We start from the raw sequence: 24,402 nt of genomic DNA on the forward strand, positions 1-24,402 counted from the left end.
GGCGCGCTGGTCAACACCGCGGCCGCCAACTTGCGCGGGCAAGGTGCCACCATCCGCGACACCGTCATCAAGCTGTCCAAGCCCAGGTCGGAGAAGGCGGCGCTGATGAACGGCTGTACGAACTGACCCGGCAGCAGGTTCACCACGTATGCCTTGAAGAAGGGGCCGGACGACAGCGATTCGCCCAATGACATGACGTATCCGTTGAGCAGCGGGATGGCTTGCTGGATACGCTCTTTGCGGCTTTCGACGATGGCCAGCACACTGTTGAGCTTGTCCAGCGTGGGCCGCAGCTGCTCTCGGTTCTCGGCGACGAAACCCTGCAACTGACGTGAGGCTGCCGAGATGTTATTCCAGATCTGATCCAATGCGGCACTCTGCGTTCGCAATTGCGCCAACAGTGCGTTGGTGTCGCGCACCAGGCTGATGATCTCGTCGGTGCGCTTGGACAACACCCCTGTCGCTTTGGCCGCATTGTCGAGCAGGTGCCGCAGTTGGCTGTCGCGGTCGTCGAGGGTCTGCGCGAGCCGGGCGACGCCTTTCATCGCATTCTGGAAATTCGCCGGCGTATCGGCAAAGGTCTGCGCCAGCGTCCCCAGCGATTCCGACAGCCGGTCGGTGTTCAATCCGCTGATCGTGGTGGCCAAATCACCCAGCGCGTCGGGTAGTTGATACGGCGACGTGGTTCGCTCGAGCGGTATGGGTCCTACCAGCTCGCCCTCTCCCCTGGGCAGGACGTCGAGAAACTTGCTGCCCAACAGGCCCTTGGTCTTGATCGCCACCTCGGTGCGATCGCCCAACCGAATGTCCTTGGCAACGTTGAACCTAACCAGCACCCCGGGCCCGTCGAGTTCGATGCTGGACACCTTTCCGACCGGGTAACCCGAAACCTCGACGGTGTTGTCGGTCCGCAGGCCTCCGGCGTCGGCGAAGTAGGCGGAGACCGTCTTGCCTCGATGCAGGAACGGCAGTTTCTGGTATTGCAACGCGCCTAGCACCGCGGCTCCAACCAGCACGATGCCGACGGCGCCGACGACCAGTCGGTTGCGTTCGGCGAACGATTTCATTTGGGCGCACACCGCCCCGTGGCCTGCCCGGCCACCTTGATATACACCGGCTGGCCCCCCTTGCCGTTGACCTTGAGCACGACATCGCACAGATAGAAGGCGAAGAAGTCGCCGTACATGCCCTGGCGGTAGAGGGCTTGGTACTTATCCGGCAGCGTGTTGAGCAGGTTGTCCAGGTACTCGTGATCGGCAACGGCGATGTCTGCGACCCGGTCGGTCTGTTGAACCACCGTCGACAACGGCGCTCGGGCCTGCGACAGCAGGTCGGCGATGGATCCGGTGGCGGCATTGGTGTATGCCACCGCGTTGGAGATGTCGGCCTTGCGCTCGGCGAGCCCGTGCACGAGTTGCGCCAGGTTGGCCACCGCCTTGTCCAGCCGGTCGCTTTGGCTGCCAAGCGAACCCAGCACGACGTTGAGGTTGTCGACCACCTGTCCGATCAGCTGATCCCGATCGGCCAAGGTGTGGGTCACGGCGGCGGCCTGTTGCAGAAACGACGCGATCGTCGGTCCCTGGCCCTGAAACGCCTGCAGCAGTTGCTCGCTCAGTGCGTTGACCTGATCGGGGTCGAGCGCACGAAACAGCGGTTTGAAGCCGCCGATCAACGCGTCCAGGTCCAACGCCGGCTTGGTGCGCGCCAACGGAATCGTCTGGCCGGGCTTCAGTATGGTGAGGCCGCCCGCGCCTTCTTCCAGCGCCAGGTAGCGGTCACCGAAGAGGTTGTCATACCGGATCACCGCCTGGGTCCCCTGGGTGAGAACCACCGAGTCGTCAGCGGTGAACTCCACCCGGACCGTCGCGTCCCGGTTGATGGTGATCTTCTTGACCTTGCCCACCTCGACGCCGGCGATCCGAACCAGCTTGCCCTCCCTGAGATTGGACACGTTGGTGAATTCGGCGTAGTAGGTGTTGCCTTCGCCGAACCGGACCTCACCGAACACGGCGACCAACATGAAAGCCGTTAGCACGCATACCGTCAGGAAGATGCCGAGGCGCAAGATCACGCCTCGCAGGTTCTCCCTCATGGGTGCTCTCCTATTTGTGCGTCGGGTTCCGCCGGGGTTACCCCGGGCCACAGCGGGATTCCGCCCGGGCCGTAGAGCGGCGCGCCGTACGGCGGACCGCCGGGGTTGGGGCCGATCGCCGGCCCGGGGAGGCACTGACGGATGCTGGGCGGCTGAGGTATGGCCCGGGTCACCGGGAAGTAGTCGGCCCAGCAGGGATGGCCCAGACCCGGGTTCGGCCGAATGTCGAGTCCGGTCCCCCAGCCGGTGTTGGTGACGAGCTGGCGGACCGGAAAGTTCTTGCTGGCATCGGGAAGTGAGCCGCAGCTCGGCTTGCCGCCGGGACCGCCCTTGGCCGCGACGATCGGCAGGTTGTCGGGAAAGACGTAGGGGTCGTTGCCCAACAACAACGCGACATCGAGTTGCAGGGTCCGCCCGTCGGCACCACCCCACGCCGAATAGCCGCCGTTGTCGAGATACCACTTGGCGCCCTGCAGGAAGCAGGTGTATTCGGGAGAGTACTTGTGCAGCAGGTTTGTGGTCGGCTCCAGGATGTTGACAGCCGCGACGAGGTTGTCCCGGCTTTGCGCAAGCAGGGTGGTTCCGGAGCTGGCCAGTCCGATCACGTTGAGGAGCAGGGAATCTAGCTGATCCGCATGCTTCACGACGGTGGTGCTGGTCGTGCTGGTGGCGTTGAGAATCGTCAGGATGTCTTCGGCGGCGGCATCATAGGTGTCGCCGAACGTTTTCAAGGATCGCCAGTTGTGCCGCATGGTGTCGGTGCGGGCGTTGAGGGCCTGCAATACCTGATTGAGGTCGGTGGTGGCCTCGCCGATCCGTTCACCCTGGCCGCGGACGGCGTCGGCCAGGGCGGTCAGCACCGCATTGAGCTTGAGCGGGTCGATCTTGCTCAGTAGATCGACGACGTTTTCAAAGACGGTGTTGATCTCGGTGCTGACGTTCTTGGAGTGCAGGACTGTTCCAGCGGAAAGCCTTGCGGTGCTGGGGTTCTGCGGCATTACCAGATCGACGAACTTCGCGCCGAAGGCGGTGGTGGCGCTGATTCGTGCCTCGACGTTGGCCGGGATGTAGGGGATCTGATCGGGGTCGATCTCCAACTGCAAACGGGCACTGTTCTTACCGTTGCCTATCTGGCCGACCCGGCCGACCTGCACCCCGCGCATCATCACCTTGGCGCCGGGGTCCATGACCAGGCCGGAACGGTCCGCGGTCAGCGTCACCGGCACGAAAGAACGCAGGGTGCCGTTGAACGACACCGCCGTTACCAGCACAACCACGCCGATCACGCCGAACAGGATCAGTGTCCACCACGCGTCGTGCAGACGGTGCCTTCCTGGTCCGCGTCTCATGTCTCAGCTCGCCAGGTGGAAGTTCGGGGACTGGCCGTAGATCGCCAGCGTCATGATGACGATCGCGATCGATGCGACGACCATCGAGGCCCGCACCGCCCGGCCGACGGCCTCGCCGACACCGGCCGGACCACCGTGCGCGGTGTACCCGTAGTAGGTACACACCAGCATGATCATCAGCGCGACGATGACGACTTCCAGTGACGACCAGAGCACATCGGACGGCCGTAGGAATGTGTTGAAGTAGTGGTCGTAAACGCCGGATCCCTGGCCGTAGATGGCGGTGGTTCCGATGCGTGCCGCCAGATACGCCGTCATGAGTCCGACGCAGAACAGCGGCACGGCAACGACGATTCCGGCCAGCACTCGAGTGCTCGCCAGATAACTGACGCTGCGGATGCCGATCACCTCGAGGGCGTCGATTTCTTCGTTGATCCGCATCGCGCCAAGTTGGGCGGTGGCGCCCGCGCCGACGGTCGCCGCCAGCGCGACCATCACCGTGCCCGGCTGAATTTCGCGGGTGTTGAAGAATGCGGAGGCAAAGCCGGTGAGAGCCTCCACTCCGACGGACGCGAATTGGTTGTAGCCCTGCACCGCAACGATTGCGCCGGTGGTCATGGCCAAGAATCCGACGATGACGACCGTTCCCCCGATGACTGCCAGAACCCCGGTGCCCAAACCCATTTGCGCGATCACCCGCAGCAACTCGGTGCGGTAATTCATCACCGCGTCCGGTATGCCGGTCAGGGTGGTGACGTAGAAGCGCATCTGGGCGCCGAGCCGGTTCCATTCGCCGGTAACGGATTTCGTGATCGTCATGACTTCACCTCACGACCCCGCTCACTGCACCATGAACGGCATGCCGACGGCGGTCACGATGATGTTGATCACGAACAACACGATGAAGGCGAACACCACGGTTTCGTTGACGGCCCTGCCGACGCCGGCCGGACCACCACCGACCGACATGCCCTTGTAGCAGGCGATCAGCCCGGCCATCAGGCCGAACAACGTCGCCTTGATCATCGAGATGAAGACGTCGATGGTGTGGGTGAGCGTGGTAAGACCGGTCACCCACGCGCCCGCCGAGACGTGCATGAGGAAGACGGAGCAGAAGAACGCGCCGATCAGTCCGGTCGCCGTGACAATCGAACTCAGGGCCAGTGACACCGTCGTCGCCGCCAGCACCCGGGGAACCGCCAGCGCCTGAATTGGGTTGATACCCATGACCCGTAGTGCGTCCAACTCCTCGCGGATGGTCCGGGCGCCCAGGTCGGCACACATGGCGGTGGCGCCCGCCCCGGCGACCACTAGGACCGTGACGATGGGGGCGCTCTGGTCCACGGTGAAGATGGCGCAGCCCGTGCCGGAGAAGTCCGCGGCGCCGATATCGGTGAGTAGGACATTGAACAGGAACCCGGAAATCACCGCCCACGGGATCGTCATCAAGATGCCGGGCAGCGTCGACACCCGCGCCACAAACCAGCACTGAATCAGGTACTCGCGCCACGCGAAGGGTCGCTTGAACATGCACGCGAAGGTGTCCAGCGACATTGCGAAGAAGTCGCCTATCGCGCGGACGGGCTTGGCGGCTTGATCGACCACCATCACCATGACGTCGTAGACCTCACACGGTCCCCCCGTACTGGTTGATGCGGGCGAGTGACACCCGAGAGGGTACGCGGCGCAAGCCCAACATGTCCATAGACAATACGCCATTTCTTCAGGAACTGATCAGTAAATATCCAAGCTAATGACTGCTTATCGCCAATGATGTATCTTGCTAGTACTGCGGTAGAGCGCGTGCCTTAGCGTGGTGCACCCTGCGTCGGGAGTCATCACGCACAGGCCGGCTGCTTGTGGTTCATCGGGTGAACGCTGCCAAGGCCAGTGCGGAATTCGCGAAGTCGCGGAAGTACAGCCAACGCCCGTCGCGCAGCGAAATGATGTGCGCGAACTCGGATTCCCACTCGTGTCCGGTGGCCAGTCGCCGGAACCTCTGGCGGCCCCAGGTGGCCAGGTCGTCACCCTGCGCGATGAACTTCCATGGCTCCATTTCGAGCACCTCGACCGTCTGCCCGACCGTCGCGAGAAATGTCAACGCCTGCTCGACGCCACGGTAGTCACCGGCATAGGGGATCTGCTCCGTCCCGTAATAGGTGATCCGCACCTCTGGGTCGAGGTGTTTCAACACGGTGTCCACGTCACCGGCCGGCACGGCGGCGTAGATCGCTCTTGTCGCTTCGATATTGCGCGACACCACCGAACTGGTCATGAGAAGTGCAGGGGCAGACGGACATACGCGTGGGTTAGCAGGCTCGCGGTCTGCTTGGTACCGGGGTCGTCAGTCAGCGTGACCGTCTGGTACCGGTCCAGCACCGCGTTGAGCACCGCCATCACCTCGAGGCGGGCCAGCGATGCGCCCAGGCAGAAATGCAGGCCGTGCCCCAACGAGAGCTGCTGGCGAATGTTGGGCCGGTCGATGTCGAGGCGGCCAGGGTTGGAAAACACCGCGGGATCGCGGTTGGCGGCTCCGAAGAACAGCGCTACCCACTCCCCCTGGCGGATCAACTTTCCGTCGATTTCGACGTCGCGGGTGGCGATGCGGAACAGCCGTTGTGGCGGCCCGTCGAGCCGAAGTGTCTCTTCGACAAAGATATTCAGCAGTGTTCGGTCGGCGCGGATCCGGCGCTGGACTTCCGGTTCCCGGGCCAGCGCGTGTAGCAGGTTGCCGATCAAGAACGTCGTGGTTTCGCTTCCGGCGACCACCAACGTCACACAGAATCGGACGATTTCCTCGGGAGTGAGCCGCTGACCGTCGACCTCGGCGCGCAACAGGGCTGAGATGAGATCCTCGGCGTCGTCGACCTCTTCGCTGGTCCCGTCGCCGGCGGTGCGCTCGGCCAGTCGTGCGGTGTGTTCGCCGAGGCGCACGGCGAAAGCCGTCACCATTTCCTCGTTGCTGGCCATGCGCTCTTCGGGCGTCAGTGCAGAGGAGAGCATGAACGCGTTGGCCCACCGGCGGAATCGCACATGGTCGCCGTCCGGCAATCCGAGCAGCCGGACCATGGCCCGGGTGGGGATCTCGGCGGCGAAGTCCATGACTTCGATGTCGCCGTCACCGAGGTCGTCGAGCAGCCGAGGGACGAGGTCGTTGAGCCAGCCCTCGAGGCGCTTGACCCGGCGCGGGGAGAACGCCTGGCTCACCAGTTTCCGTTCCACCTCGTGGGTGGGCGGATCGGTGTTGACCAGCATCAGGCTTGGTGCCGAAGAGGCCTCCTGTAGGGGGTCGCGCGACGAGAAGGTGGTGCTGTCCTTGGCCGCCGCCAGCACTTGGTCGTAGCGGAACAGCGCCCAGGCGGTGACGGGTTCGTCTGCGCCCGGCACCGTTCCGGGCGGCCAATCCCGGTATCCCGCAACGGGAGAGAGCTGTCGAAGTTCGTCGTACAACGGATACGGATTGGCGATGCCGTGGGGGGTGGTCAAGAGTTCGATCGCAGAGGCCGCGGGGAACGTTGTGGATGGCATGTCGATCAGCCTCTTCCTGCAGCGCCGACAAAGCGATCCCCCGTTGGGGGGGACTCCTCCCCCCGTACGAGGGCAATTTCGCTTTTTGGTCGCGCCGCGGCTCTTGTGGGAGGACAGTAAGCATCGTGATCAATTCCGTTTCGCTGGGCACGTTGGCAGAGGGAGATCACCCAGGGTGGGCATCGAGCCCGGCCCGGGAAACGGAGGCGGCACGCCGCTACCGTGCGGCGTTCTCTGACTGCGGGGTGGATCCCACCGACGATCCGTTGGCCGTCGTGGCGGAAGCCATCGATGCCAAGGCCACCGTCGTGCGCGGCGCGCTGGAGGCACAGGGCAACGAGCATGCGCTGCTAGCGCTCGACTCGCTGCTGGACTTGTGCTCGCTGGAACGGGAGCTGATCGAGGACGACGCCAAGCGACGCACCTCGGCGCTGCTGGCCGTGCAGGAAGGCTTGAGCAAGCTGCGCGCCGTTGACGATGTCGCCACGATCGTCGACCGCGCGCCGCGCGAGATGGTTGAATCGTGCGGCTTCGACCGCGCCGTGCTCTTCCGCGTGCATGAGGGCCGGATGGTCATGGAGTCGGCGTATTTCGGCGACGATGTTGAGGGCGCGGAGAAGATGGTGGCGTTCGCGCAGTCGGTTGCTCCGTTGTTGGACCACATGCTGATCGAGACGCAGATGATCCGGCGGCACGCGCCCGCGATCGTGCGCGACGCGCGCAATGATCCGCGGGTCAACCGGCCCATTGTGGACTTCTCGCTGACGCATTCGTATGTGGCGGCGCCGATCATGCCGACCGGCAAGGTGATTGGGTTTCTGCACGCGGACCGGCTGTATTCGGGGCGCATGGTCGACGAAATCGATCGCGACACCGTGTGGGCGTTCGCCGAAGGTTTCGGCTATGCCTACGAACGCACGGTGCTGCTGGAGCGGATGCGCCGTCAGCATGCGGAGGTGCTTCGGGCACTAGCGTCGGCGGACGAAGCGGCCCGCGCCCTACAGGATGCGGATCTTGATCTGCGCAAAATCGAGCCGGTCGAACGGAGTCCCGCGGCACGCTCGTTGGCCGAGGTGCAGACGCGGGTGATGACGATGCTGACGCGGCGCGAGGTCGAGGTGCTGCGGCTGATGGCGGCCGGCCGGACGAATCAGCAAATCGCCGACGAGCTGGTCATTTCCGCGGGCACGGTGAAATCTCATGTCAAGAGGGTTTTGCGCAAGCTGAACGCGACGAACCGTGCCGAGGCTGCGTCGGCGTATGTGCGGTTGGCGAGTGTGCCTGAAACTAGTTGAGGGCCGGGGGTTTTCTCCCGGCCGGGAGGGACGATCTCTGCCACTGTTGCGTCGTGTACAGCGGGGTCACATCGAAGACCGGGCCGAGCATATGTCCATGAACGCTACCGATTACTTGTGGTTGTAAAGTTTGACAAATAGCACGTAATGGTGCATTTATGCTGATTGATGTATCTTGAGACTCCGAAGATAGTTCAGGAGGGGTCTTTCGCATGACCGATACCAAGGAAGCCAGCGAGAAGGTCGTCCGCGATTTCCTCGGGTCGTGGGAGGGGCGCAGTCTGGAAGCCATCTGCAGTGGTTTCGCCGACGACGCGGTCTACCACAACGTGCCGGTAGAGCCGATCAACGGCATCGCGGGCATTCGTGCGGTCTTCCAGGGTTTCCTGGATGCGTTCTCCGACGCCAAGCTCGACATCGTCAGGTTGGCGGCCGAACCGGGGTTGGTGCTCGCCGAGCGCATCGACTACTTCACCATGAACGACGGCCGCAAGGTCGAGCTGCCCGTGACCGGCGTCTTCGAAGTCGAAAACGGCAAGATAACCCGCTTCAGCGACTACTTCGACCTCGCCGACTTCGAGAGTCAAAGCGGACTCAAGCTGTAGGGTTCGAGCTCGATGGAGACCATGGAAACCACCGTTCAATCCGTCCGTCGCCGGCCCAAGGATCGCAAGCAGCAGATTCTCGAGCAGGCTGTGAGGTTGTTCATCGAACGCGGCTTTCACTCGGTCAAGTTGGAGGACATCGCCGAGGCGGCAGGGGTCACCGCACGTGCGTTGTACCGGCACTACGACAACAAGCAGGCGTTGCTCGCCGAGTCGATCCGGACCGGCCAGGAGCAGTATCAGAGTGCGCGTCGCCTCGACGAGGGCCAGGCGGAACCGGCGCCTCGACCATTGAGTCTTGATCTGCCGGACCACATTACGGCGGCCATAGCATCGCGTTCCCTGACGGTGTTGTGGCAGCGCGAGGCCCGTTACCTCAACGAAGCGGACCGTGCGGAAGTCCGGCGGCGTATCAACACCATCGTCGCGGGGATGCGCGCCAACGTCTTGTTGGAAGTGCCTGGTCTGACTCCCCCACAGTCGGAACTGCGGGCGTGGGCGGTGGCCAGCACGCTGACCGGCCTGGGTAGGCACAACCTGACCCTTCCGGCCGAGGAACTCAAAGATGTGCTGTACCAAGCGTGTATGGCCGCCGCGAAGACGCCACCGGTCGCCGAATTGAGCCCGCTCGAAGCGACGCCGGACGACGAAGCCGTGCTCTATTCCCGCTACGAAACTCTGCTGGCCGCGGGCGCACGATTGTTCCGCGCGCAGGGCTACCCGGCTGTCAGTACCAGCGAGATCGGCAAGGGGGCCGGCATAGCGGGTCCCGGCCTCTATCGGTCGTTCCCCTCCAAACAGGCGATCCTCGATGCGCTCATCCGTCGCCTCGATGAGTGGCGAAGCCTCGAGTGCATCCGCGCGGTGCGATCTAATCCCGATGCTGCGCAACGGCTTCAGCAATTGGTACAAGGGCATGTACGGCTGAGCCTGGACGCGCCCGATCTTGTCGCGGTGTCCATTACCGAACTGCCGCATGCTTCGAACGAGGTGCGCGACGCATACCTGCGGAATCAGGCGGATCGGGACACCGTGTGGATCGAGCTGATCGCCGAATTGGTTCCAGAAACCACTGTGGCACAAGGGCGGCTGCTTGTTTCGGCGGCCATCAGCTTTATCGAAGACGTCTCGCGCACCTGGCATCTCACGCGCTTTACCGAAGTCGCGGACGAGATCACCGCGCTCGCACTGGCAATCCTGACCAGCCGGTCCCCAGCCGCTTCTTGATCAAAACGGTGGTGGCTTATTGCGTTCGGCGACGTGGGCGTCGTTGAGGGAGCGCTCGTAGTCGATGCGTGCGGCCCGTTCGACGGCTCGAGTGCGTCGGCGTTGAGGCATCATCACGCCGCGATCGCCGGGATCGCCTGTGGGAATGACTATTTTGGGAAGTTCGGCGGTGGTGGTATTCCAGGACGGGAAGAAGATGCGGCTCCCGGGGTGAGTCGTGTATGTGCGTCCGTTCGGGAAAGTAGGGTTGATGCACTACACTAATCCTCGTGCGCGCAGCCGTCTATACCCGCATATCGTCCGACCCCACGGGCCAGCAACTCGGCGTGACTCGCCAACTTGATGAGTGCAAGGCACTGGCCGAGCGTTTGGGGTGGGATATCCGAGAGACATACAGCGACAACGACATTTCGGCATACAGCGGCAAGCGACGTCCAAGTTTCGAGCGATTGCTAACCGATATGAAGGCCGGGCAGTTCGAAGCGCTGCTGGCCTGGCATCCCGACCGGCTCTACAGGTCAATGCGCGACTTGGAGCGGTTGATCGAGGTTGCCGACGAACGCCGTGTGCGACTGCGTACCGTTGTCGGCGGCGATCTGGACCTGGGCACTAGCGCGGGGCGGATGTTGGGCCGCATCCTGGGCGCGACGGCCCGCCAGGAATCCGAGCACAAGGCCGAGCGGCAGCGCAGCGCCAACGAGCAGCGCGCGGCCGCCGGTGAGTGGGTCAAGTCCGGTCAGCGCCCGTTCGGCTACACCAAGACTGGCGAGCCGCTGGAACCGGAAGCGTCCGCCTACCGACAGGCAGTCGCAGATGTCCTCGCGGGCCGCTCGCTGCGTTCCATCTCAATCGAATGGAACCAACGCGGACTGCTGACCACGCGCGGCTACCAATGGACGAACCTCACGCTGCGCAAGATGCTGACCAACCCGCTGCATGCAGGACTACGTGCCCATCGCGGCAAGGTTGTCGCGCAAGGTAATTGGGAGCCGCTGGTCGACCCCGATACGCACCGCGGGCTACAGGCGTTTCTCTCGGACCCATCTCGGCGGCCTGGCCTGGCCTTCGAGCTTAAGCACATGGGCTCAGGCCGCTACATCTGCGGCAGGTGCGGGGCGAAAATGTACGCATCGTACCCAAAAGGTCGGACCCGGCTGCTCTATGTGTGCCGAGCGAAGTACCACTTGGCCCGCGCTGGCAAACCGCTCGATGAGTACATGGAAACGCTGGTGTTGGGGTACCTATCGGACCCTGAGACGCGGCAACGGCTGACCGTGCAGTTGGAAGGCGAAACCGTGGACGTTGACGGCCTGCACACCCGCCGTGCCGCGCTGCAAGCCCGACTCGATGAATTAGCAGCCATGTTCGCCGCCGGCGACATCGACGGAAGCCAACTAAAGCGCGGCACAGCGGATCTGCGGATGCAATTGGCCGGGGTGGACACGGTCTTAGCCGATTTGGCGCGTAAATCGCCTGCCGCTGACCTGATTACAGCCGGTGACGCCATCCGCGAGCACTGGGATCAGCTGACGCCAGATTTGAAGGGCAAAGTGCTCCAAGAAATTTGCACGGTGACCGTGAAACCGATACCACCTGGTCTGAAGTGGTTCACCGCGCCGGACGGCCCCACGCAAGCCGAATGGGAGCGGTTCGGCTCTTACCTCGACATCGAGTGGAAATGACTACGCACCCCGATATCGTCATCGTCTGCGACCACGGCCGCGAGGGCGACGGCCGCATCGAGCTCGACCGCTGCGACCTAGTCGCACCAATTCTTTGGGCTGACGACGACCAAGGCTGGCTACCGCAGCCCCCGGTGATAGCGAGCTATCTCGACGGCGACGACCGAGTGCGTGGGGCTGTCGGTCAGCCCTACGCACGTGGACAATGGACCCGACTCAAATGGGAGTTCATCTGCCCGAAGTACACGACTGGGGCGATACGTACTTGCACCCGCGAACCGGTGGCCCTTCGACAGGATTCACTACAGACGCTGTGCGAGAGGCTGAGCGACTCTGCATTCGTTGTCGAATTGGCGGAATCTGCTCCGCACACGATAGCCGTGCAAATGGGCATCGCAACACCAGGTTTGAGCGATTCCGCCGTCGTGCTGACGTTGCACCTGTTTTCGCTCCTCGCGCGCAACACGCCGGGCAAATAAGCTAAGCCACCCTAGGCGAACCTGCTACCTTCATTAGCAGCGGGATGGGACTCCCGGTCATTCGCAATGACTGGATTCGAAATTGTCCCTCGCGCAACTCCAAGCAATCCAAGCCAACATCCGTAGCACGCGGTCGTCTATCGGTGCCGATAAGTCCCGCGGCAAAACTGACGACGACCCCACTGTTGCCCGGAAGTACCAAACCCTTGGCGCGCTACAGCTGGAACGCGCTGTGCGCACTGTGCTCGACGGCGCTCACCGGCCGTCTGACGAGCAACTGAGCCGAATCGCCGCGCTGCTGACCGCGGGCGGTGGTAGGTGATGCCACCCAATGAGAGAGGCCGCCCCGGCGGCACCGGGACGGCCAACTCAGCAGCAGATACCAGCATCATAGCCGCCCGAGAAGCTGCGCGGCTGTCTCGACGCGGACGTGCCGAGTTGCCCTGTGGACATCGCGGTGATCCTCACGCGCATTGTTACCGCTGCGATGAACCGGTTACCGACCGCCAGGCCGTTGCCGCTGCTGAAGCCCTCGACACGCTCGACCGGCAGGGACTGCCCGGCTTGGCTAATGCGTCCGTCTGTCGCGGCCTCTGGCGTATCGGTCGCAGGGACTTAGCCATCGCCGTGCACCGGCGCACAACTGGCGAGGGGGTGGCGTAATGGCCGACGACCCCATTGCTCGCGGGCGGGAGTTGGCTGAGTCGGGGAAGTATCGCCCAGCCCAGATAGTCCCCTTCCCCCCGATCCGAAATCTGGCATCTGCTCCTGAGAATCAAACGTCCAACGGAGCCGAGCTGCTCGATGCGATTGAAAAGTGGTTTGGCCGATTCATCAAGGTGACGTTTGACGGTGACCTTGCGTTGCTCGCGCTCTGGACGGTGCATACGCATCTTGCGCGCGAGTTGTACACCACGCCAAGGCTGCAACTGGACTCCACACTGCCTGAGTCGGGAAAAACCACAGTGCTGGACCACTTCTCACGGTTGTGTTACCAGCCGGTGCAGGTTGCGAACCTATCGTCGCCGGCCCTGCTGCCTCGGCTGTTGGAAAAGGGCGTGCGGACGCTATTGCTGGATGAGGTGGACCGCTCATTGCGTCCCGACGGACCGAACGTTCCTGAACTCATTGGAATCATCAATTCCGGGTACCGAGTCGGGGCCACGCGTCCGGTACTCGTACCTGTGAAGGGTGGCGGGTGGAAAGCCGAGGAAATGTCCACCCACGGGCCCGTCGCCATAGCAGGCAACGCGCCGAACCTGCCCGACGATACGCGCTCCCGTTGCATACGCATCCTGTTGATGCCCGACACCGACGGCACGATCGAGGATTCGGACTGGGAGCTCATCGAGGACGACGCCCACCAGTTAAGGGATGCCATAACGCAATTCGCCGACCAGGTTCGCGACCAGGCGAAGGGCCTCGTTGTAGAGCTACCAGCCAAGTGCATCGGCCGCACGAAAGAAAAGTGGCGCCCACTGAAAAGGGTTGCCGTCCTGGCGGGCGGGCGCTGGCCCGGCGTTGCCGACGAGTTGATCGCCCGCGCTTTGGCCGAACAGGACGCCGAGCGGGAAGCGGGTTTGCGGAACCTTCCCCCAGGAATGGTGATTCTGACTGACCTCCATTCCATTTGGCCCGACCACGACGACTTGGTGCCAACCCGCGACCTCGTCGGCAGGCTGATCGCGCACAACCCCGATTACTGGGGGGAGCGCAGCAGCTACGGCAAGGCGCTCACTGAAAGACGGTTCGCAAGCCTTGTGTCCCAAGCGTCCAAGGTGACCTCACAGCGGCCCGGCGGGCGCGGCCCGAGGGGATTCCTACGTTCGCAATTCCAGCCGGTGTGGCGTCGGCTCCGCATTGGTGATACCCCTCCCGGTGAATCCGGTGCATCCGGCGAAACCGGCGAAAGCGGTGCAGATTCATCCCCTTCCGGTAACCGGATGCACCGGGATAACCGGATGCACCGGGTTGAACCGGATACCCCATATCCGGCATGCCGGTACTGCGGCGCAGAGCTAATCCTCGACGACTCCATCAACTCCGGCGCATGCATGGAGTGTCAGCATTCCGGAGGCGGCCAATGACCGCCGCCGAGTTACAGGCCGCATGGCAAGAGCTAGGTGTCGACCTGGCCGACTCCGAGGCCGCGGAGCTGGCCGACCGCATCACCCGCCAGCACATCGCCCCGCTCTACACGGAATGCCTACACATCGCTTCGCTTGTCGCCGCCCGGCGCAAGGCCGAGCAGCAGAACCACCACCAAAAGGAGAACACTGATGACCGACCCCATCGTCGTCCGCGTCCGTCAGGTCGACGGCGACCTGTCGCTTGACTCTCAGGCCCTTGCCCTCGCGTTCGGTGTTGACGTCGCCGCCGTATCGGCATTACCCGTCGTCGACGGCGCATCGCGGATTCCAAGAGAGTGGGCACGACGCGGCAAGCGCCGAGCGAAAGAGGCTGCGGCGCATTTGAACAGTGAGGACTTGCTCGACATCTTGGCCTTCTGGGCACGCCAGGACCATAACGCCGAGTTGCAGGTGGTGTTCGAGTGAGCGCACACACCGACGACTTCGACATGACCCAGTTCCCGCACATCTTCAACGCCGTGCTCGACGTGATGCCGACCCGCGACGCGTGGTTAGCCCGCTTCGCCGAGCAGCCCGGCGGGACAACCGTGCTACCCGGCGACGATGACTGGCTGACGGTTCTGCACCGCGGCGACGTCGTGATGCGGCTACACCTCGACGCCTTCAAGCCCGGCGCGATCTTGAGTGACGCGAAAATCATGATCGGCGGCGAGTGGCAACAGGTGCGACTTGAATGGCGAGACGGCTAGCGCGAATCGCTTCCCGAATGACACCGACGTGATCTACGATGGCGTTCAGAGCACGCCAATCACCAACCGGGGCGCGAAGCGCACGGGCAGGCACAGGGTGTCGGCAAGGTGACCAAGGGGTGCTTGCCGCGCAGCAAGGCACCATATCGACCGGCCGCCAAGCACCCGGCACAATTCAACGAAGCGCAGCACGGCACCCCATGCGCGTAGCCAAGCGCCCTTCGGTTCTCCCCTTTTGTTGGTTGCTGTCCGACGCCCCGTTCTCCGGCGTCGGTTCAGCCCAATTCCCCGAAGACTCTTTCCCCGAAGGACGTTCAAATGAATTTGAGCCATACCCAGGCGCTCGCGGAGCTGCGCGGCATCCATCTGCGGATGGAAGAAATCGGCGCGCAACCCAGCCCGACCCGAGCCGAGACCGCCGAGTTCGACCGGCTGTCCGACCGGTTCGACACCATCACCCGCCACGTGCAGCGACTCGAACGGGCAGGCCGCCTAGCCGCCGGCTGCCTCGACGGCTCGAACGGGCTGCGAATCGAGAGCGGCAGCGCGGGCGACAGCGACGGCCCGGCCACCGGCCGGCAGCGGGACGCCGCGATGCGCATCGTTGAGCGCAGCCAGCGAGACGGGCTGCTGACCGCCGGCGGTGCCGAAGTCGTGGAACGGCTCGTCGGTTCCGGCCCGGCCCCGGCGCGGTCATGGGCCGCGCGCTGGGTCACCGAAACCGGCTCCCAGCACTACCGCGAAGCATTCGCCAAGATGGTGTTGGATCCGCAGCGCGGACACTTGCAATGGACTGCCGCCGAGAGCGAAGCATGGCGACGGGTGACCGCGCTACAGCAAGAGCAGCGGGCGATGAACCTGACCGACTCCACCGGAGGGTTCCTCGTACCGTACGAGTTGGACAGCACCGTGTTGCTCAGTTCGGACGGCAGCAACAACCCGCTGATGGCCATATCCCGTGTGATTCAGACGGTTTCCGATGTCTGGCACGGCGTCACCTCTGAAGGTGTTGTGGCCGAGTGGCTTCCCGAGGCATCGGAGGCCGCCGACGCCAGCCCGACACTGGCACAGCCCGCCATCCCATCACACAAGGCATCGGTGTTCGTCCCGTTCTCCGTTGAACTGGAAGGGGATGCGACCACGCTCATGCAGGAACTGGGCCGACTGTTGCAAGACGGCGCAGACCAGCTCCTGGCCACGGCGTTCACCACCGGAAGCGGAACGGGTCAGCCAACCGGCATCATCTCCGCACTGGTCGACGGTGGGACATCGGTGGTCACCGGTGACGGCTCCGAGGCCTTGGCCGCCAGCGACATCTACAAGTTGCAGAACGCGTTGCCGCCGCGCTTCCAGCCCCGCGCATCGTGGAACGCGAACCTGGCCATCCTGAACACAATTCGGCAATTCGAGTCCGGGAATGGCGCAAGATTGCACCCCGAGCTGAGCCTGAACCCGCCGATGCTGCTGGGCCGCAACGTCTACGAGAACAGCAACATGGACGGCACCATCAACGCCGCAGCCACCGAGGACAACTACCTGCTGCTTTACGGTGACTTCTCCCAGTTCGCCATCACGCTGCGCACGGGCTCGTCACTTGAGCTGATACCGCATTTGGTCGGAGCTAACCGCAGGCCGAATGGCGAACGGGGTGCCTGGCTGTGGACCAGGGTAGGTTCAGATGTGTTGATAGACAACGCGTTCAGAGTCTTGCGGGTGTCAACCTCGGCCTGAGTCTTCCTGGTCGTGGTGGCTGTGCGTCCGTTCTCCGCCCGCGGCCACCAACGCCAGGAACCCGCGCGGCGGGCCGAGCCAACGCCCCCGAAGCTCGGCCCCCGCGCGGGACCAACACACCGGGGGGCGGGGTCGGATCGAGCGGGACCGGCCGCCGCCTAGACCGCCGCGGGTGGTCTTTTTTCGCCAACGGATGCGCAAACCATTTTTTGAGGAGGCCCCGATGAGCATCGGCCCCAGGCCCCCGGCGGGGCTACAGATCCGCGGAAAAGCGTTGTGGCGCGACGTGGTGAGCACCTATGTGTTGGACCCGGCCGAGCTCGCGCTTCTGGTCGAGCTGTGCTGCACGGTGGACGAGATTGACCGGCTGACCTGCGCGCTTTCGGCTCAGGAGATGGTTGTGACCGGCTCTACCGGCCAGCCGAAGGCCAACCCGCTGCTGGCCGAGCTACGCGAGCACCGCAAGGTGTCCGAGCGCCTGGCGGCCGCGTTGGCGTTGCCGATACCGGGTGAGTCGGCGGGTCGAAGGCGCTCGCGGCAGGCGAAATCGGCGGCTCAAACACGGTGGAATCGGGCCAAAAGTGGCCCGAAATTGGTCGACAACAGGTGATTTTGATGGCGAGATTGCGCTCTGCTGAGTCTGCGGGTCCGTTCTGGCCGCCGGATCGGTCGTGGCCCGAGCGCCTGCGGGTGTTCCGGCGCGAAGACTGGCCGGCGTCCTGTGACGAGCTGGCGCTGGCGGATTGGGTGTCGGCTCAGGTGGCGTTTCTGCCGACGACGAAAGCGCGACTGGCCGCGATACGGGCGATGACGCCGAGCAAGCCGGGCTAGAACTCAGACGAGCCGGGGATGGGACGCATACGCCGGGCGGTCTCAAAGGGTCGCATTTCAAATCGCACCCTTTCCTCGGCGAACGTGGACGCTACCCGCGCCGAGCTGGACGGCTGCGGCGCTCTGGCCGCCCGTCCGGGCTTGTCGGCGGCCGCGCTGGTCTTGGCGTCGGGGCTGGACAACCCGGCGTATATGGCGCATTGGCCGGCGCTGGGGCATCGGCTGTCAGCGATTCTGGACACGCTGCGCAAGGGGCAGCCCCGGCAGCCGCGGAAACTGGTCGCTGTGCAGGCTATGACGCCGAAGAAACCGGGCTAGTACTTATCGGCCTCGGTCAGCGGAACCGCCTTAACGACGTCTCCGTCCACCGGCGCCTTCCACTCCAAGACACCAACAACGCCACCATCCTTCATCTCGCCCAGAAGCGCGAAGTTTGCTCCTGTCCCGGCCCCTATCAGCTTGTGCACCTCACCGCGCCAGATACATAAATCTGTCCCCTGTTGGTTCCCCCGGAACGCTTCTCTGACGATCATCAGGAACTCCCCGAGGCCTGGGTCGCTTCGGAAGATCGCATCACCTACGTGAATTGATCCAGCGGGGACTCTTTTCTGCCCCGTGCCGGGGCTAAGAGGGCCGTCAGTGACCGGCTCCCGTCTGCCAAATCGCTGATAGGCAGCTTGCCGACTGACGCCAAGAGCCGCCCCGATCGCATCCCAAGTGTCGCCGGCGGCTCTCGCGGCCGCTACCGCGGCTTGAAGTTCGGCTTGTGCTGCGCGGAGCGCATCGTTGGCCGCGATGATCCGCCGGATGTGGGTGGCGTCCCGCGCGTCAGCCGGGTTCGGCTCGATCGAATCAAGCCAATCCTCAACGGTCTGCTCGGTCTTCGCGTCGTGTGCCATGTTCATCACCCCCTCATTGCAAGTATCGGTAGAACTTGGGTCGCAGGTAGTCGGCGTGGATGATTCGCTGCGGCGGATCGCTCGGGATGACCAGCTCAAGCGGCGCTCCGCTGCGACTTGGGCCGACCACCAGTAGCTGAAGCTCGCCGTTGTACTCCAACTCGACATAACGCAAAGCGTTACGCCAGGCGTGGAGCATGTCGGCGTCCGCAATGTCGTGCTTACGAGCGCTGGCCCTTATCTCCACTGATGTAAAGGATATCTTTACGAGAAGGCGGTGTCGAGACCAACGAACTTCGGCCCGCCACCCAGGACGGCAGCGGGCCGATAGTTGCGTAACTTGGTCGGATCCTAAATCGTGCCTTTTCCGACGACGTAGGGCCGGAAACCCGGCCGGGGCTCTGGACCCTGCCGCTGCTCGTATGCGGCGTCGAATAGCGCGATCATCGCGGCGAGAAGATTCGGCGACCAGGTGCGCACCGGGTGCGCTTCAACACGGCTCAGCAGTTGGTTGCGCAGCCCGTCGAGGCTGTGTTCGCTTGCGGCGCTCATCTCTCGGCCCACCCGTCGATCTCGTCGGCGGCCTCGATGATCAGCGCGGCCAACTGCCGTGCCTCAGCGGATCCCATGCCCTCGGCCGAGTCCGTCGTGACGAACCTTTCGATGCGGCCGTCGGAATACTGGGTGCCGTCGATGATTACCCGTACATCGCCCATCGTGCGGACCGTGCCCACAAAGAACCGTGACCAGGTGCCGTCGCCCTCGTCCTGCCAGGGCCGGTGATCGCCGCCGTCCGGCGGTGCCACATCGGCCAGCATCACCGCAGCCGTATTGGAGCCAAGGAACTCTCGCGCCACATGCAGCAGGGTCCGCTGATGTTCCTCGGGCGTCTTCACGCTGCCGTCGACACGCGGGGGCAACTCGGGGTGGCGTTCCCATTCCTCGATGTATGCGACCTGCTGTGGGGTGAGCGCGTCGGCGAGGTCGCGCCAGGTGGTCGCGTTGTCGGGTGTATGGGACATGGCAATACCTCTCGATTAGATGGGTTATATCAACCCTGCCTGCCTATTCGGAGCGGTCCAGATCACCGTGCCATCGGGCCGTTGCATTTCATTCCAGCCCGTCCAAAAGGTCTTTAAAAGGTGGTGTTTTCGGCACCCACACTTCAGGTTCGATGGATGCGTCGGCCCGATCGGCCAGGGGACCGTATGGTCGACATCGCAACGAGCGGCCGGCACATCGCAGCCGGGAAATCGGCACGTCAAATCTCTGACCCGGACAAACTCCGCCAGCTTGGCCGAAGGTCGGTAGTGCGGCTCGGCGACGAAGTCGCCCGCGGGGCGCACTCGGCTCACTTTCGCGCCGCCGCGGATCAACTCGGCCAGCAATGGAGCCGGCACCAAACCGCCGCTGGTGATCAACGCCGGCGGTGAACGCCGTGCCGGCACATCGGGATCCGGATCCGGGGCCAACGCCTCGGCGAGGGTCATCTCCGGGGTGATCGGCCGCGACGGTGGTCCCTCACCCGACATGTGCGGATCCGGTACCGCCTCGAGCGCGGACTCCTCGGCCACGACATGAATGACCACCGCGCCGGCCCGTCGGTCCTCGCCGCCGCTGGCCGGGCACTCAGTGCTACCGCAATCACACGCCAGGTGATCAGCGCCGGCGGCCAGCGCACCCAGCGCATCGGCACGGCGCTGGGCCAGGGTGCGCGAATCGCCATCGCACACACCATTTGCCATGTTGTTCAGCCGTTCATCCAGGGCCGTCGCATCGGCAGCATAGAGCCGTCCCCACAGCGCGGTGGTGTCGGCGTCGTCATCCTGTTCACCGATGCAGAGATCACGGCTGCGGGCGCGAGCGCGGGTGTGTCGCAACGCGCCAGGGTCATGCTTGTCGATCGAGCCGTCGATTGCTTGTTCGAGTTTGGCCACCGACAATGGTCCCCAGGTGGTGGCGTTCTTGGCGATGTCAGCATCGATACGTTTCAAGGCCTCGAGGTCACGGACCAGGAAGGTCCGACAGGCGATGGCATTCATCAACCGCTCGCTGATCTGGCCGGCCAAGAATAGTGCGGCCACTTTGGGCAGTCGTTTCAGGGACAGACTGAGATGCATCTGTCCGGAGGCTCGGCGGTGGGTCAGTGCGAGGGCGGCGGCCACTTCTGCCGCCGCGCAGTCCCATTCGTCGCAAGCCCAATTGGCGTGCTCTTCGCTGGCGGTTCGCCGGCGAGTCAGCTCGGCAACCGCGGACAACCGCCGGGCGGCCGCTGCTGCCTCGGCGCGGGCACAGTCCTCGATCGCTGCGACCAGCGCCGAGTCGTCGAACTGGCCCAACTCGGCAGGGTCAGGCAGCGAGCTATCGAACATATGTGCGATTATGCCACGCCGGTACGACAAGCGCCGAGCGCTCTCACCACAACGCGGCGATGGTTCCCCCGTCGGCAATCTGCGTGCTGCCGTTGATCATTGACGCGTCGTCGGACAACAGGAAAGCCACGATGCCGGCCATCTCCTCGGGTGCGGCCATACGGCCCTGCAGGCGGGTGATCAACTGACGGGCACCGCCCGCACCGAGAGTTTCATCGAACATCGTCATCGCGGTCTGCTGCATGGGTGTGTCGACGAACGCGGGTAGCAGCGCGTTGGAGCGCACGCAATAGGGGCGCAGTTCCGCCGCGGTGACCCGGCTCAGGTGGCTGATTCCAGCCTTGGACATCCCGTATGCGGAGCTGCCCGCAACCCCGATATGGCCGGCCAGTGATGACATGTTGACGATCGCTCCCCCGCCGCGCTCGATCATCCTGGGGGCCGCATGCTTCGTGCACAACCATGCTCCGCGCAGGTTGATCGCGATGATGCGATCGAAGTCTTCGACCGTCGTGTCGGTCAGCGAAGCGAAATGAACCACACCGGCGTTGGCGACGAGCTTGTCCACCCCGCCGAACTCGGCTACGCAGGCTTCCACCATCCCGATCACCTGAGCCTCGTCGCTGACATCGACCCGATGACCGACGGCGCCGGAACCGATCTTCAGCGCGGCCGCATCGGCAGCGGCGCCGTCGACGTCAGCGCAAAGAACGTTGCATCCCTCGGCGACGAGTCGCTCGGCCACGGCGAAGCCGATGCCGGCACCGGCCCCGGTCACGATCGCGGCCTTTCCGGCGAGATCGGAATGCGCGGAACGCGTCATCCTGCCGCCGCCAAGGTCGAAATACCTTGCTCGCGAATGCCGCCGAACATCACCAGACCAAATCCCGGCGCGTCTTCAGACAGCTTGATCGCATACACCCCGAGGTCGCGCAGGATCCACGCCACGGTCTCGGACATCGGGTCGGTGGCGGCATCGCTGGACGTCAACAGGCCGCAGGCGCGCGGTGGACCGGACGGGCGCAGATAGACCACCACGCCGCTGCCCTGGGCCGACATCCTGGCCAATGCGCCGTTGAGCTCGCCGCCGCATCGGCATGCCTTGGAGCCGAACACATCCCCCGTGAGGCACTCCACGTGAACATGCAGCGGCACCGGTACTCCGGCATCGACCGTGCCTACGATCGCGACCAAATGTTCGCCGCCGGCGTGCACATCGCGGAAGCCGATGACCCGTGAGTCACCGGCCCAGGTCGGCAGGATGGCCTCGGCCAACCGAACCACCTGCGGCTCGGTCCGGCGCCGGTATGCCACCAGCTCGGTGATCGAGACCACGGCTAGTCCGTGTTCGACGGCGAACTCGACGAGTTCGGTCCCGCGGGCAATCTGCGCGGGATTACGCCGAGAAACAACCTCAGCGAGTGCAGCGGCCGGCCCCCGTCCGGCCATGCGCGCCAAGTCGATAGCCGCTTCCGCCGGCGACGGGCACCCCAGCACACCCTCGGGGTTGGCGCGCACCGGGAGCACATGCCCCGGCCGGTGAAAGTCCGTAGCGACGGACTCGGACGATGCGAGCGCAGCGATGGTGTGGGCTCGGTCGCGTGCCGAGATCCCGGTGCCGGTGCCGCGGACGTCGACCGAGACGCACTGCGCGGTGTCGTGGTGACTGATGGGGGGAAGGTTCAGCCGCTCGCATTCCGAAACCGGCAGCGCGGCACGGACATAACCCGAGGTGTGACGGACGATGAAGGTCATCAGCCGGGCGGTAGCGGCTTCGGCCGCGCAGACCAGATAACCGTCCCCCTCGGTTCCGTTGCTCAGCACGACGGGTTGACCGGTAGCGACAGCCGTGATCGCCCGGCGAACCCGCACGTCCGTCGTTTTCATCTGGGCTCTCCGGCGTCGGTGAGCCGACGGAATCGGCTGTTGTGGAATACGAGTGGCGGAATGTCCGGACTTGCCTCCAGGGCACAGATCTCGAGCAGTGCTATCAGGTGATCGCCCGCGGGCACCTCGGCGTGCAGCCGGCATTGCAACCAGGCGCTGGCGTCGTGGATGACGACGCCGCCGCCCGACAGTTCCGTCCAGGACACGCCGGCGAACCGGTCGCCACCCTTGCGCGACAAGCTCATGCAGGCATGGTGGTGTCCTTCGGCGAGCACGCTGAGGCCGAGTCGCGGGCTGAGTCGCAATTGCGGCCAGGTCGTCGAACTGTTCTGAATGCAGACGGATACCAACGGCGGGTCAAGCGAGACTGGTATGAACGAACTCGCCGCCATCCCAACCGGCCCGCTGTCGGCGATTGCGCAGATCGCGATCACCCCGGACGGGAAACAACCAAACGCCCTTCGTAACTGGGCCTCATCAAGGTGGCCAAGGCGGTTGTCGACCAACGAAGTCACTTGCGCAGCCCGCCAAGGAATTCGAGCAACACCGCATTGGTTTCCTCGGGCGCCTCCTGCTGAATCCAGTGCCCCACGTCGGCAACCATGTGGGTGCCGCGGTAGTCCGTCATGACCTCGTCCGCGCGCTCGACGGCTTCGGCGCCCCAGGTGGTACCGACGTCGTACTGGCCGCCGATGAACAGCGCCGGCGGAGTGAGCGGCTTGCCTTCCTGGTCGGCCAGATCGTGCCAGTCGTTGTCGATGTTGTGGTAGAAGCTCAACGGACCGCCGAACCCGGAACGCTCGAATTCGTTTGTGTAGAAGTCCAGGTCGTCATCGGTGAACCAGGATGGCATTGTCTCGGGATAGACGAACGCGTCCTTGAGTCGTGCGCCTTCGGCCATGCATAGTGGGCCTGCGCGGATCACGTCGATGGGGTCCATGGCGGTCAGATCGACGCCCGCATCGACCGCAGCCTTGGTCGCCGCCATCATCCCCTCACCCGCGACCGTATACGTCAGACCTAGCAGCCAGCCGCGAACGTCTTCTTCGATCTCGGCGATGATGCCGTCCTGCGCGGAGAAGTAGTCCTGATACCAGACCCGGCCCTCGCCGGCGAGTATCAGGTGGTAGTCGTTGGGCCGGTGCTCGCCGAACGGGCAACCCGGCAAGCCGATTACGCCGCGGCCGGCGAACGGAACGCTGATGCCGACCACGCCGGCGCAACGCTCCGGGTGCAGCCAGGCGAACGTCCACGCCACCGGCGCACCCCAGTCGTGGCCGACAACGAAGGCCTTGTCCGCGCCGTAGGCATCCAGGACGCCAACCACGTCACCCACCAATTCCTTGATCCGGTAGGCGGTTTGGACGCGGTACTTCGATGACCGACCGTAGCCGCGTTGGTCGATGGCCACCACCCGGTAACCGGCCTCGGCCAGCGCGGGAATCTGGTTGCGCCACGAATACCAGGACTCCGGAAAACCGTGTAACAGCACCACCAACGGCGCCTCGGGTCCCGAAGGGCCGTCCTCGACCGCATGGATGCGGGTGCCCCGGCAGTTCAGCATTCGATGAGTCTGTGACATCTTC

28 protein-coding genes and 1 pseudogene are annotated in these 24,402 nt (G+C 64.2%); 13 read left to right on the top strand and 16 right to left on the bottom strand.

Features of this window, described 5'->3' with window-relative positions; all coding sequences use genetic code 11:
* The 7 genes from BST27_RS18460 to BST27_RS18495 all read right to left on the bottom strand — a co-directional run.
* Window positions 1-1,067, bottom strand: a 1,067-nt coding sequence (locus BST27_RS18460) for an MCE family protein (protein WP_139805229.1), incomplete at its 3' end; no start/stop codon positions are given.
* A complete protein-coding gene (locus BST27_RS18465) occupies window positions 1,064-2,092 on the bottom strand; it encodes a virulence factor Mce family protein (protein WP_069419339.1) in 1,029 nt (342 codons plus the stop codon). The genes BST27_RS18465 and BST27_RS18460, both read right to left, overlap by 4 nt.
* The gene (locus tag BST27_RS18470) at window positions 2,089-3,441 is read right to left on the bottom strand and encodes an MCE family protein (protein WP_069419338.1); all 1,353 of its coding nucleotides are present in this window, start codon (window positions 3,439-3,441) and stop codon (window positions 2,089-2,091) included. The genes BST27_RS18465 and BST27_RS18470 overlap by 4 nt, the downstream gene beginning before the upstream one ends.
* A gap of 3 nt (window positions 3,442-3,444) precedes the next feature.
* Window positions 3,445-4,260 carry an ABC transporter permease gene (locus BST27_RS18475; protein ID WP_069419337.1) on the bottom strand — a complete coding sequence of 272 codons (816 nt, stop codon included), beginning with the start codon at window positions 4,258-4,260 and terminating at the stop codon, window positions 3,445-3,447.
* A gap of 21 nt (window positions 4,261-4,281) precedes the next feature.
* The gene (locus BST27_RS18480) at window positions 4,282-5,055 is read right to left on the bottom strand and encodes an MlaE family ABC transporter permease (protein ID WP_069419336.1); all 774 of its coding nucleotides are present in this window, start codon (window positions 5,053-5,055) and stop codon (window positions 4,282-4,284) included.
* A gap of 250 nt (window positions 5,056-5,305) precedes the next feature.
* A complete protein-coding gene (locus BST27_RS18490) occupies window positions 5,306-5,716 on the bottom strand; it encodes a nuclear transport factor 2 family protein (RefSeq protein WP_079219573.1) in 411 nt (136 codons plus the stop codon).
* Window positions 5,713-6,969, bottom strand: a complete 1,257-nt coding sequence (locus tag BST27_RS18495) for a cytochrome P450 (protein WP_069419335.1) — start codon at window positions 6,967-6,969, stop codon at window positions 5,713-5,715. Before BST27_RS18495 ends, BST27_RS18490 begins: the two co-directional genes overlap by 4 nt.
* Window positions 6,970-7,091: 122 nt before the next feature.
* Here BST27_RS18495 and BST27_RS18500 point away from each other — a divergent pair, with 122 nt between their 5' ends.
* From BST27_RS18500 to BST27_RS18560, 13 genes are all read left to right on the top strand, one after another.
* Window positions 7,092-8,264, top strand: coding sequence for a LuxR C-terminal-related transcriptional regulator (locus BST27_RS18500; protein WP_232007281.1), 1,173 nt, complete (start codon window positions 7,092-7,094; stop codon window positions 8,262-8,264).
* A 212-nt stretch (window positions 8,265-8,476) separates the two neighbouring features.
* Entirely contained in the window at window positions 8,477-8,869 is a 393-nt protein-coding gene (locus tag BST27_RS18505) for a limonene-1,2-epoxide hydrolase family protein (protein WP_069419333.1), read from the top strand.
* A gap of 21 nt (window positions 8,870-8,890) precedes the next feature.
* Entirely contained in the window at window positions 8,891-10,096 is a 1,206-nt protein-coding gene (locus BST27_RS18510; RefSeq protein WP_069419391.1) for a TetR/AcrR family transcriptional regulator, read from the top strand.
* A 269-nt stretch (window positions 10,097-10,365) separates the two neighbouring features.
* Window positions 10,366-11,778, top strand: coding sequence for a recombinase family protein (locus BST27_RS18515; protein ID WP_069419332.1), 1,413 nt, complete (start codon window positions 10,366-10,368; stop codon window positions 11,776-11,778).
* Complete coding sequence (locus BST27_RS18520) at window positions 11,775-12,257, top strand: hypothetical protein (RefSeq protein ID WP_069419331.1); 483 nt, start codon at window positions 11,775-11,777, stop codon at window positions 12,255-12,257. Before BST27_RS18515 ends, BST27_RS18520 begins: the two co-directional genes overlap by 4 nt.
* A 662-nt stretch (window positions 12,258-12,919) precedes the next feature.
* A complete protein-coding gene (locus tag BST27_RS18530) occupies window positions 12,920-14,344 on the top strand; it encodes a DUF3631 domain-containing protein (protein WP_069419329.1) in 1,425 nt (474 codons plus the stop codon).
* Window positions 14,341-14,592, top strand: coding sequence for a hypothetical protein (locus tag BST27_RS31460; RefSeq protein WP_139805230.1), 252 nt, complete (start codon window positions 14,341-14,343; stop codon window positions 14,590-14,592). The genes BST27_RS18530 and BST27_RS31460 overlap by 4 nt, the downstream gene beginning before the upstream one ends.
* Window positions 14,537-14,812: a hypothetical protein gene (locus tag BST27_RS18535; protein ID WP_069419328.1), complete on the top strand. Its 276-nt coding sequence runs from the start codon at window positions 14,537-14,539 to the stop codon at window positions 14,810-14,812. The genes BST27_RS31460 and BST27_RS18535 overlap by 56 nt, the downstream gene beginning before the upstream one ends.
* Entirely contained in the window at window positions 14,809-15,096 is a 288-nt protein-coding gene (locus tag BST27_RS18540; protein ID WP_069419327.1) for a hypothetical protein, read from the top strand. The genes BST27_RS18535 and BST27_RS18540 overlap by 4 nt, the downstream gene beginning before the upstream one ends.
* A 318-nt stretch (window positions 15,097-15,414) precedes the next feature.
* Window positions 15,415-16,827, top strand: coding sequence for a phage major capsid protein (locus BST27_RS18545; protein WP_069419326.1), 1,413 nt, complete (start codon window positions 15,415-15,417; stop codon window positions 16,825-16,827).
* 223 nt (window positions 16,828-17,050) lie between these two features.
* Complete coding sequence (locus tag BST27_RS18550; RefSeq protein ID WP_069419390.1) at window positions 17,051-17,437, top strand: P27 family phage terminase small subunit; 387 nt, start codon at window positions 17,051-17,053, stop codon at window positions 17,435-17,437.
* Window positions 17,438-17,442: 5 nt separating this feature from the next.
* Window positions 17,443-17,658: a hypothetical protein gene (locus BST27_RS18555; protein WP_139805231.1), complete on the top strand. Its 216-nt coding sequence runs from the start codon at window positions 17,443-17,445 to the stop codon at window positions 17,656-17,658.
* An 84-nt stretch (window positions 17,659-17,742) separates the two neighbouring features.
* Window positions 17,743-17,976: a hypothetical protein gene (locus BST27_RS18560; protein ID WP_069419324.1), complete on the top strand. Its 234-nt coding sequence runs from the start codon at window positions 17,743-17,745 to the stop codon at window positions 17,974-17,976.
* Between the two features lie 317 nt (window positions 17,977-18,293).
* Here BST27_RS18560 and BST27_RS34835 read toward each other — a convergent pair.
* The 9 genes and pseudogenes from BST27_RS34835 to BST27_RS18605 form a co-directional block, all read right to left on the bottom strand.
* A pseudogene (locus tag BST27_RS34835) lies at window positions 18,294-18,557 on the bottom strand (hypothetical protein); the annotation flags it as partial.
* Between the two features lie 13 nt (window positions 18,558-18,570).
* Window positions 18,571-18,804: a hypothetical protein gene (locus tag BST27_RS18570; RefSeq protein WP_069419322.1), complete on the bottom strand. Its 234-nt coding sequence runs from the start codon at window positions 18,802-18,804 to the stop codon at window positions 18,571-18,573.
* A gap of 104 nt (window positions 18,805-18,908) precedes the next feature.
* Window positions 18,909-19,109 (bottom strand): hypothetical protein, encoded by a 201-nt coding sequence (locus tag BST27_RS18575; protein ID WP_069419321.1) that lies wholly within the window; start codon window positions 19,107-19,109, stop codon window positions 18,909-18,911.
* Window positions 19,106-19,579 (bottom strand): hypothetical protein, encoded by a 474-nt coding sequence (locus BST27_RS18580; protein WP_069419320.1) that lies wholly within the window; start codon window positions 19,577-19,579, stop codon window positions 19,106-19,108. The genes BST27_RS18575 and BST27_RS18580 overlap by 4 nt, the downstream gene beginning before the upstream one ends.
* 24 nt (window positions 19,580-19,603) lie before the next feature.
* Entirely contained in the window at window positions 19,604-20,929 is a 1,326-nt protein-coding gene (locus tag BST27_RS18585) for an HNH endonuclease signature motif containing protein (RefSeq protein ID WP_079219570.1), read from the bottom strand.
* 43 nt (window positions 20,930-20,972) lie between these two features.
* A complete protein-coding gene (locus tag BST27_RS18590; protein ID WP_069419319.1) occupies window positions 20,973-21,752 on the bottom strand; it encodes an SDR family oxidoreductase in 780 nt (259 codons plus the stop codon).
* On the bottom strand, window positions 21,749-22,816 hold the full coding sequence (locus tag BST27_RS18595) for a 3,4-dihydroxy-2-butanone-4-phosphate synthase (protein ID WP_069419318.1): 1,068 nt from the start codon (window positions 22,814-22,816) through the stop codon (window positions 21,749-21,751). The genes BST27_RS18590 and BST27_RS18595 overlap by 4 nt, the downstream gene beginning before the upstream one ends.
* A complete protein-coding gene (locus tag BST27_RS18600) occupies window positions 22,813-23,331 on the bottom strand; it encodes a flavin reductase family protein (RefSeq protein ID WP_069419317.1) in 519 nt (172 codons plus the stop codon). The genes BST27_RS18595 and BST27_RS18600 overlap by 4 nt, the downstream gene beginning before the upstream one ends.
* Window positions 23,328-24,398 carry an alpha/beta fold hydrolase gene (locus BST27_RS18605; protein WP_069419316.1) on the bottom strand — a complete coding sequence of 357 codons (1,071 nt, stop codon included), beginning with the start codon at window positions 24,396-24,398 and terminating at the stop codon, window positions 23,328-23,330. The genes BST27_RS18600 and BST27_RS18605 overlap by 4 nt, the downstream gene beginning before the upstream one ends.
* Window positions 24,399-24,402: the final 4 nt, after the last annotated feature.

Origin of the sequence: Mycobacterium intermedium (genome assembly GCF_002086275.1) — a bacterium.
In the GTDB taxonomy this organism is placed as follows: Bacteria; Actinomycetota; Actinomycetes; order Mycobacteriales; family Mycobacteriaceae; genus Mycobacterium; species Mycobacterium intermedium.

Excerpts from the sequence above, each read along its gene's own strand:
- BST27_RS18530 (WP_069419329.1), top strand. The coding sequence starts at position 12,920 with ATGGCCGACGACCCCATTGCTCGCGGGCGGGAGTTGGCTGAGTCGGGG.
- BST27_RS18585 (WP_079219570.1), bottom strand. The coding sequence starts at position 20,929 with ATGTTCGATAGCTCGCTGCCTGACCCTGCCGAGTTGGGCCAGTTCGAC.
- BST27_RS18475 (WP_069419337.1), bottom strand. The coding sequence starts at position 4,260 with ATGACGATCACGAAATCCGTTACCGGCGAATGGAACCGGCTCGGCGCC.
- BST27_RS18510 (WP_069419391.1), top strand. The coding sequence starts at position 8,891 with ATGGAAACCACCGTTCAATCCGTCCGTCGCCGGCCCAAGGATCGCAAG.
- BST27_RS18555 (WP_139805231.1), top strand. The coding sequence starts at position 17,443 with ATGGCGAGATTGCGCTCTGCTGAGTCTGCGGGTCCGTTCTGGCCGCCG.
- BST27_RS18470 (WP_069419338.1), bottom strand. The coding sequence starts at position 3,441 with ATGAGACGCGGACCAGGAAGGCACCGTCTGCACGACGCGTGGTGGACA.
- BST27_RS18590 (WP_069419319.1), bottom strand. The coding sequence starts at position 21,752 with ATGACGCGTTCCGCGCATTCCGATCTCGCCGGAAAGGCCGCGATCGTG.
- BST27_RS18550 (WP_069419390.1), top strand. The coding sequence starts at position 17,051 with ATGAGCATCGGCCCCAGGCCCCCGGCGGGGCTACAGATCCGCGGAAAA.
- BST27_RS31460 (WP_139805230.1), top strand. The coding sequence starts at position 14,341 with ATGACCGCCGCCGAGTTACAGGCCGCATGGCAAGAGCTAGGTGTCGAC.
- BST27_RS18595 (WP_069419318.1), bottom strand. The coding sequence starts at position 22,816 with ATGAAAACGACGGACGTGCGGGTTCGCCGGGCGATCACGGCTGTCGCT.
- BST27_RS18505 (WP_069419333.1), top strand. The coding sequence starts at position 8,477 with ATGACCGATACCAAGGAAGCCAGCGAGAAGGTCGTCCGCGATTTCCTC.
- BST27_RS18480 (WP_069419336.1), bottom strand. The coding sequence starts at position 5,055 with ATGGTGATGGTGGTCGATCAAGCCGCCAAGCCCGTCCGCGCGATAGGC.
- BST27_RS18520 (WP_069419331.1), top strand. The coding sequence starts at position 11,775 with ATGACTACGCACCCCGATATCGTCATCGTCTGCGACCACGGCCGCGAG.
- BST27_RS18495 (WP_069419335.1), bottom strand. The coding sequence starts at position 6,969 with ATGCCATCCACAACGTTCCCCGCGGCCTCTGCGATCGAACTCTTGACC.
- BST27_RS18545 (WP_069419326.1), top strand. The coding sequence starts at position 15,415 with ATGAATTTGAGCCATACCCAGGCGCTCGCGGAGCTGCGCGGCATCCAT.
- BST27_RS18605 (WP_069419316.1), bottom strand. The coding sequence starts at position 24,398 with ATGTCACAGACTCATCGAATGCTGAACTGCCGGGGCACCCGCATCCAT.
- BST27_RS18575 (WP_069419321.1), bottom strand. The coding sequence starts at position 19,109 with ATGAGCGCCGCAAGCGAACACAGCCTCGACGGGCTGCGCAACCAACTG.
- BST27_RS18465 (WP_069419339.1), bottom strand. The coding sequence starts at position 2,092 with ATGAGGGAGAACCTGCGAGGCGTGATCTTGCGCCTCGGCATCTTCCTG.
- BST27_RS18490 (WP_079219573.1), bottom strand. The coding sequence starts at position 5,716 with ATGACCAGTTCGGTGGTGTCGCGCAATATCGAAGCGACAAGAGCGATC.
- BST27_RS18535 (WP_069419328.1), top strand. The coding sequence starts at position 14,537 with ATGACCGACCCCATCGTCGTCCGCGTCCGTCAGGTCGACGGCGACCTG.
- BST27_RS18580 (WP_069419320.1), bottom strand. The coding sequence starts at position 19,579 with ATGTCCCATACACCCGACAACGCGACCACCTGGCGCGACCTCGCCGAC.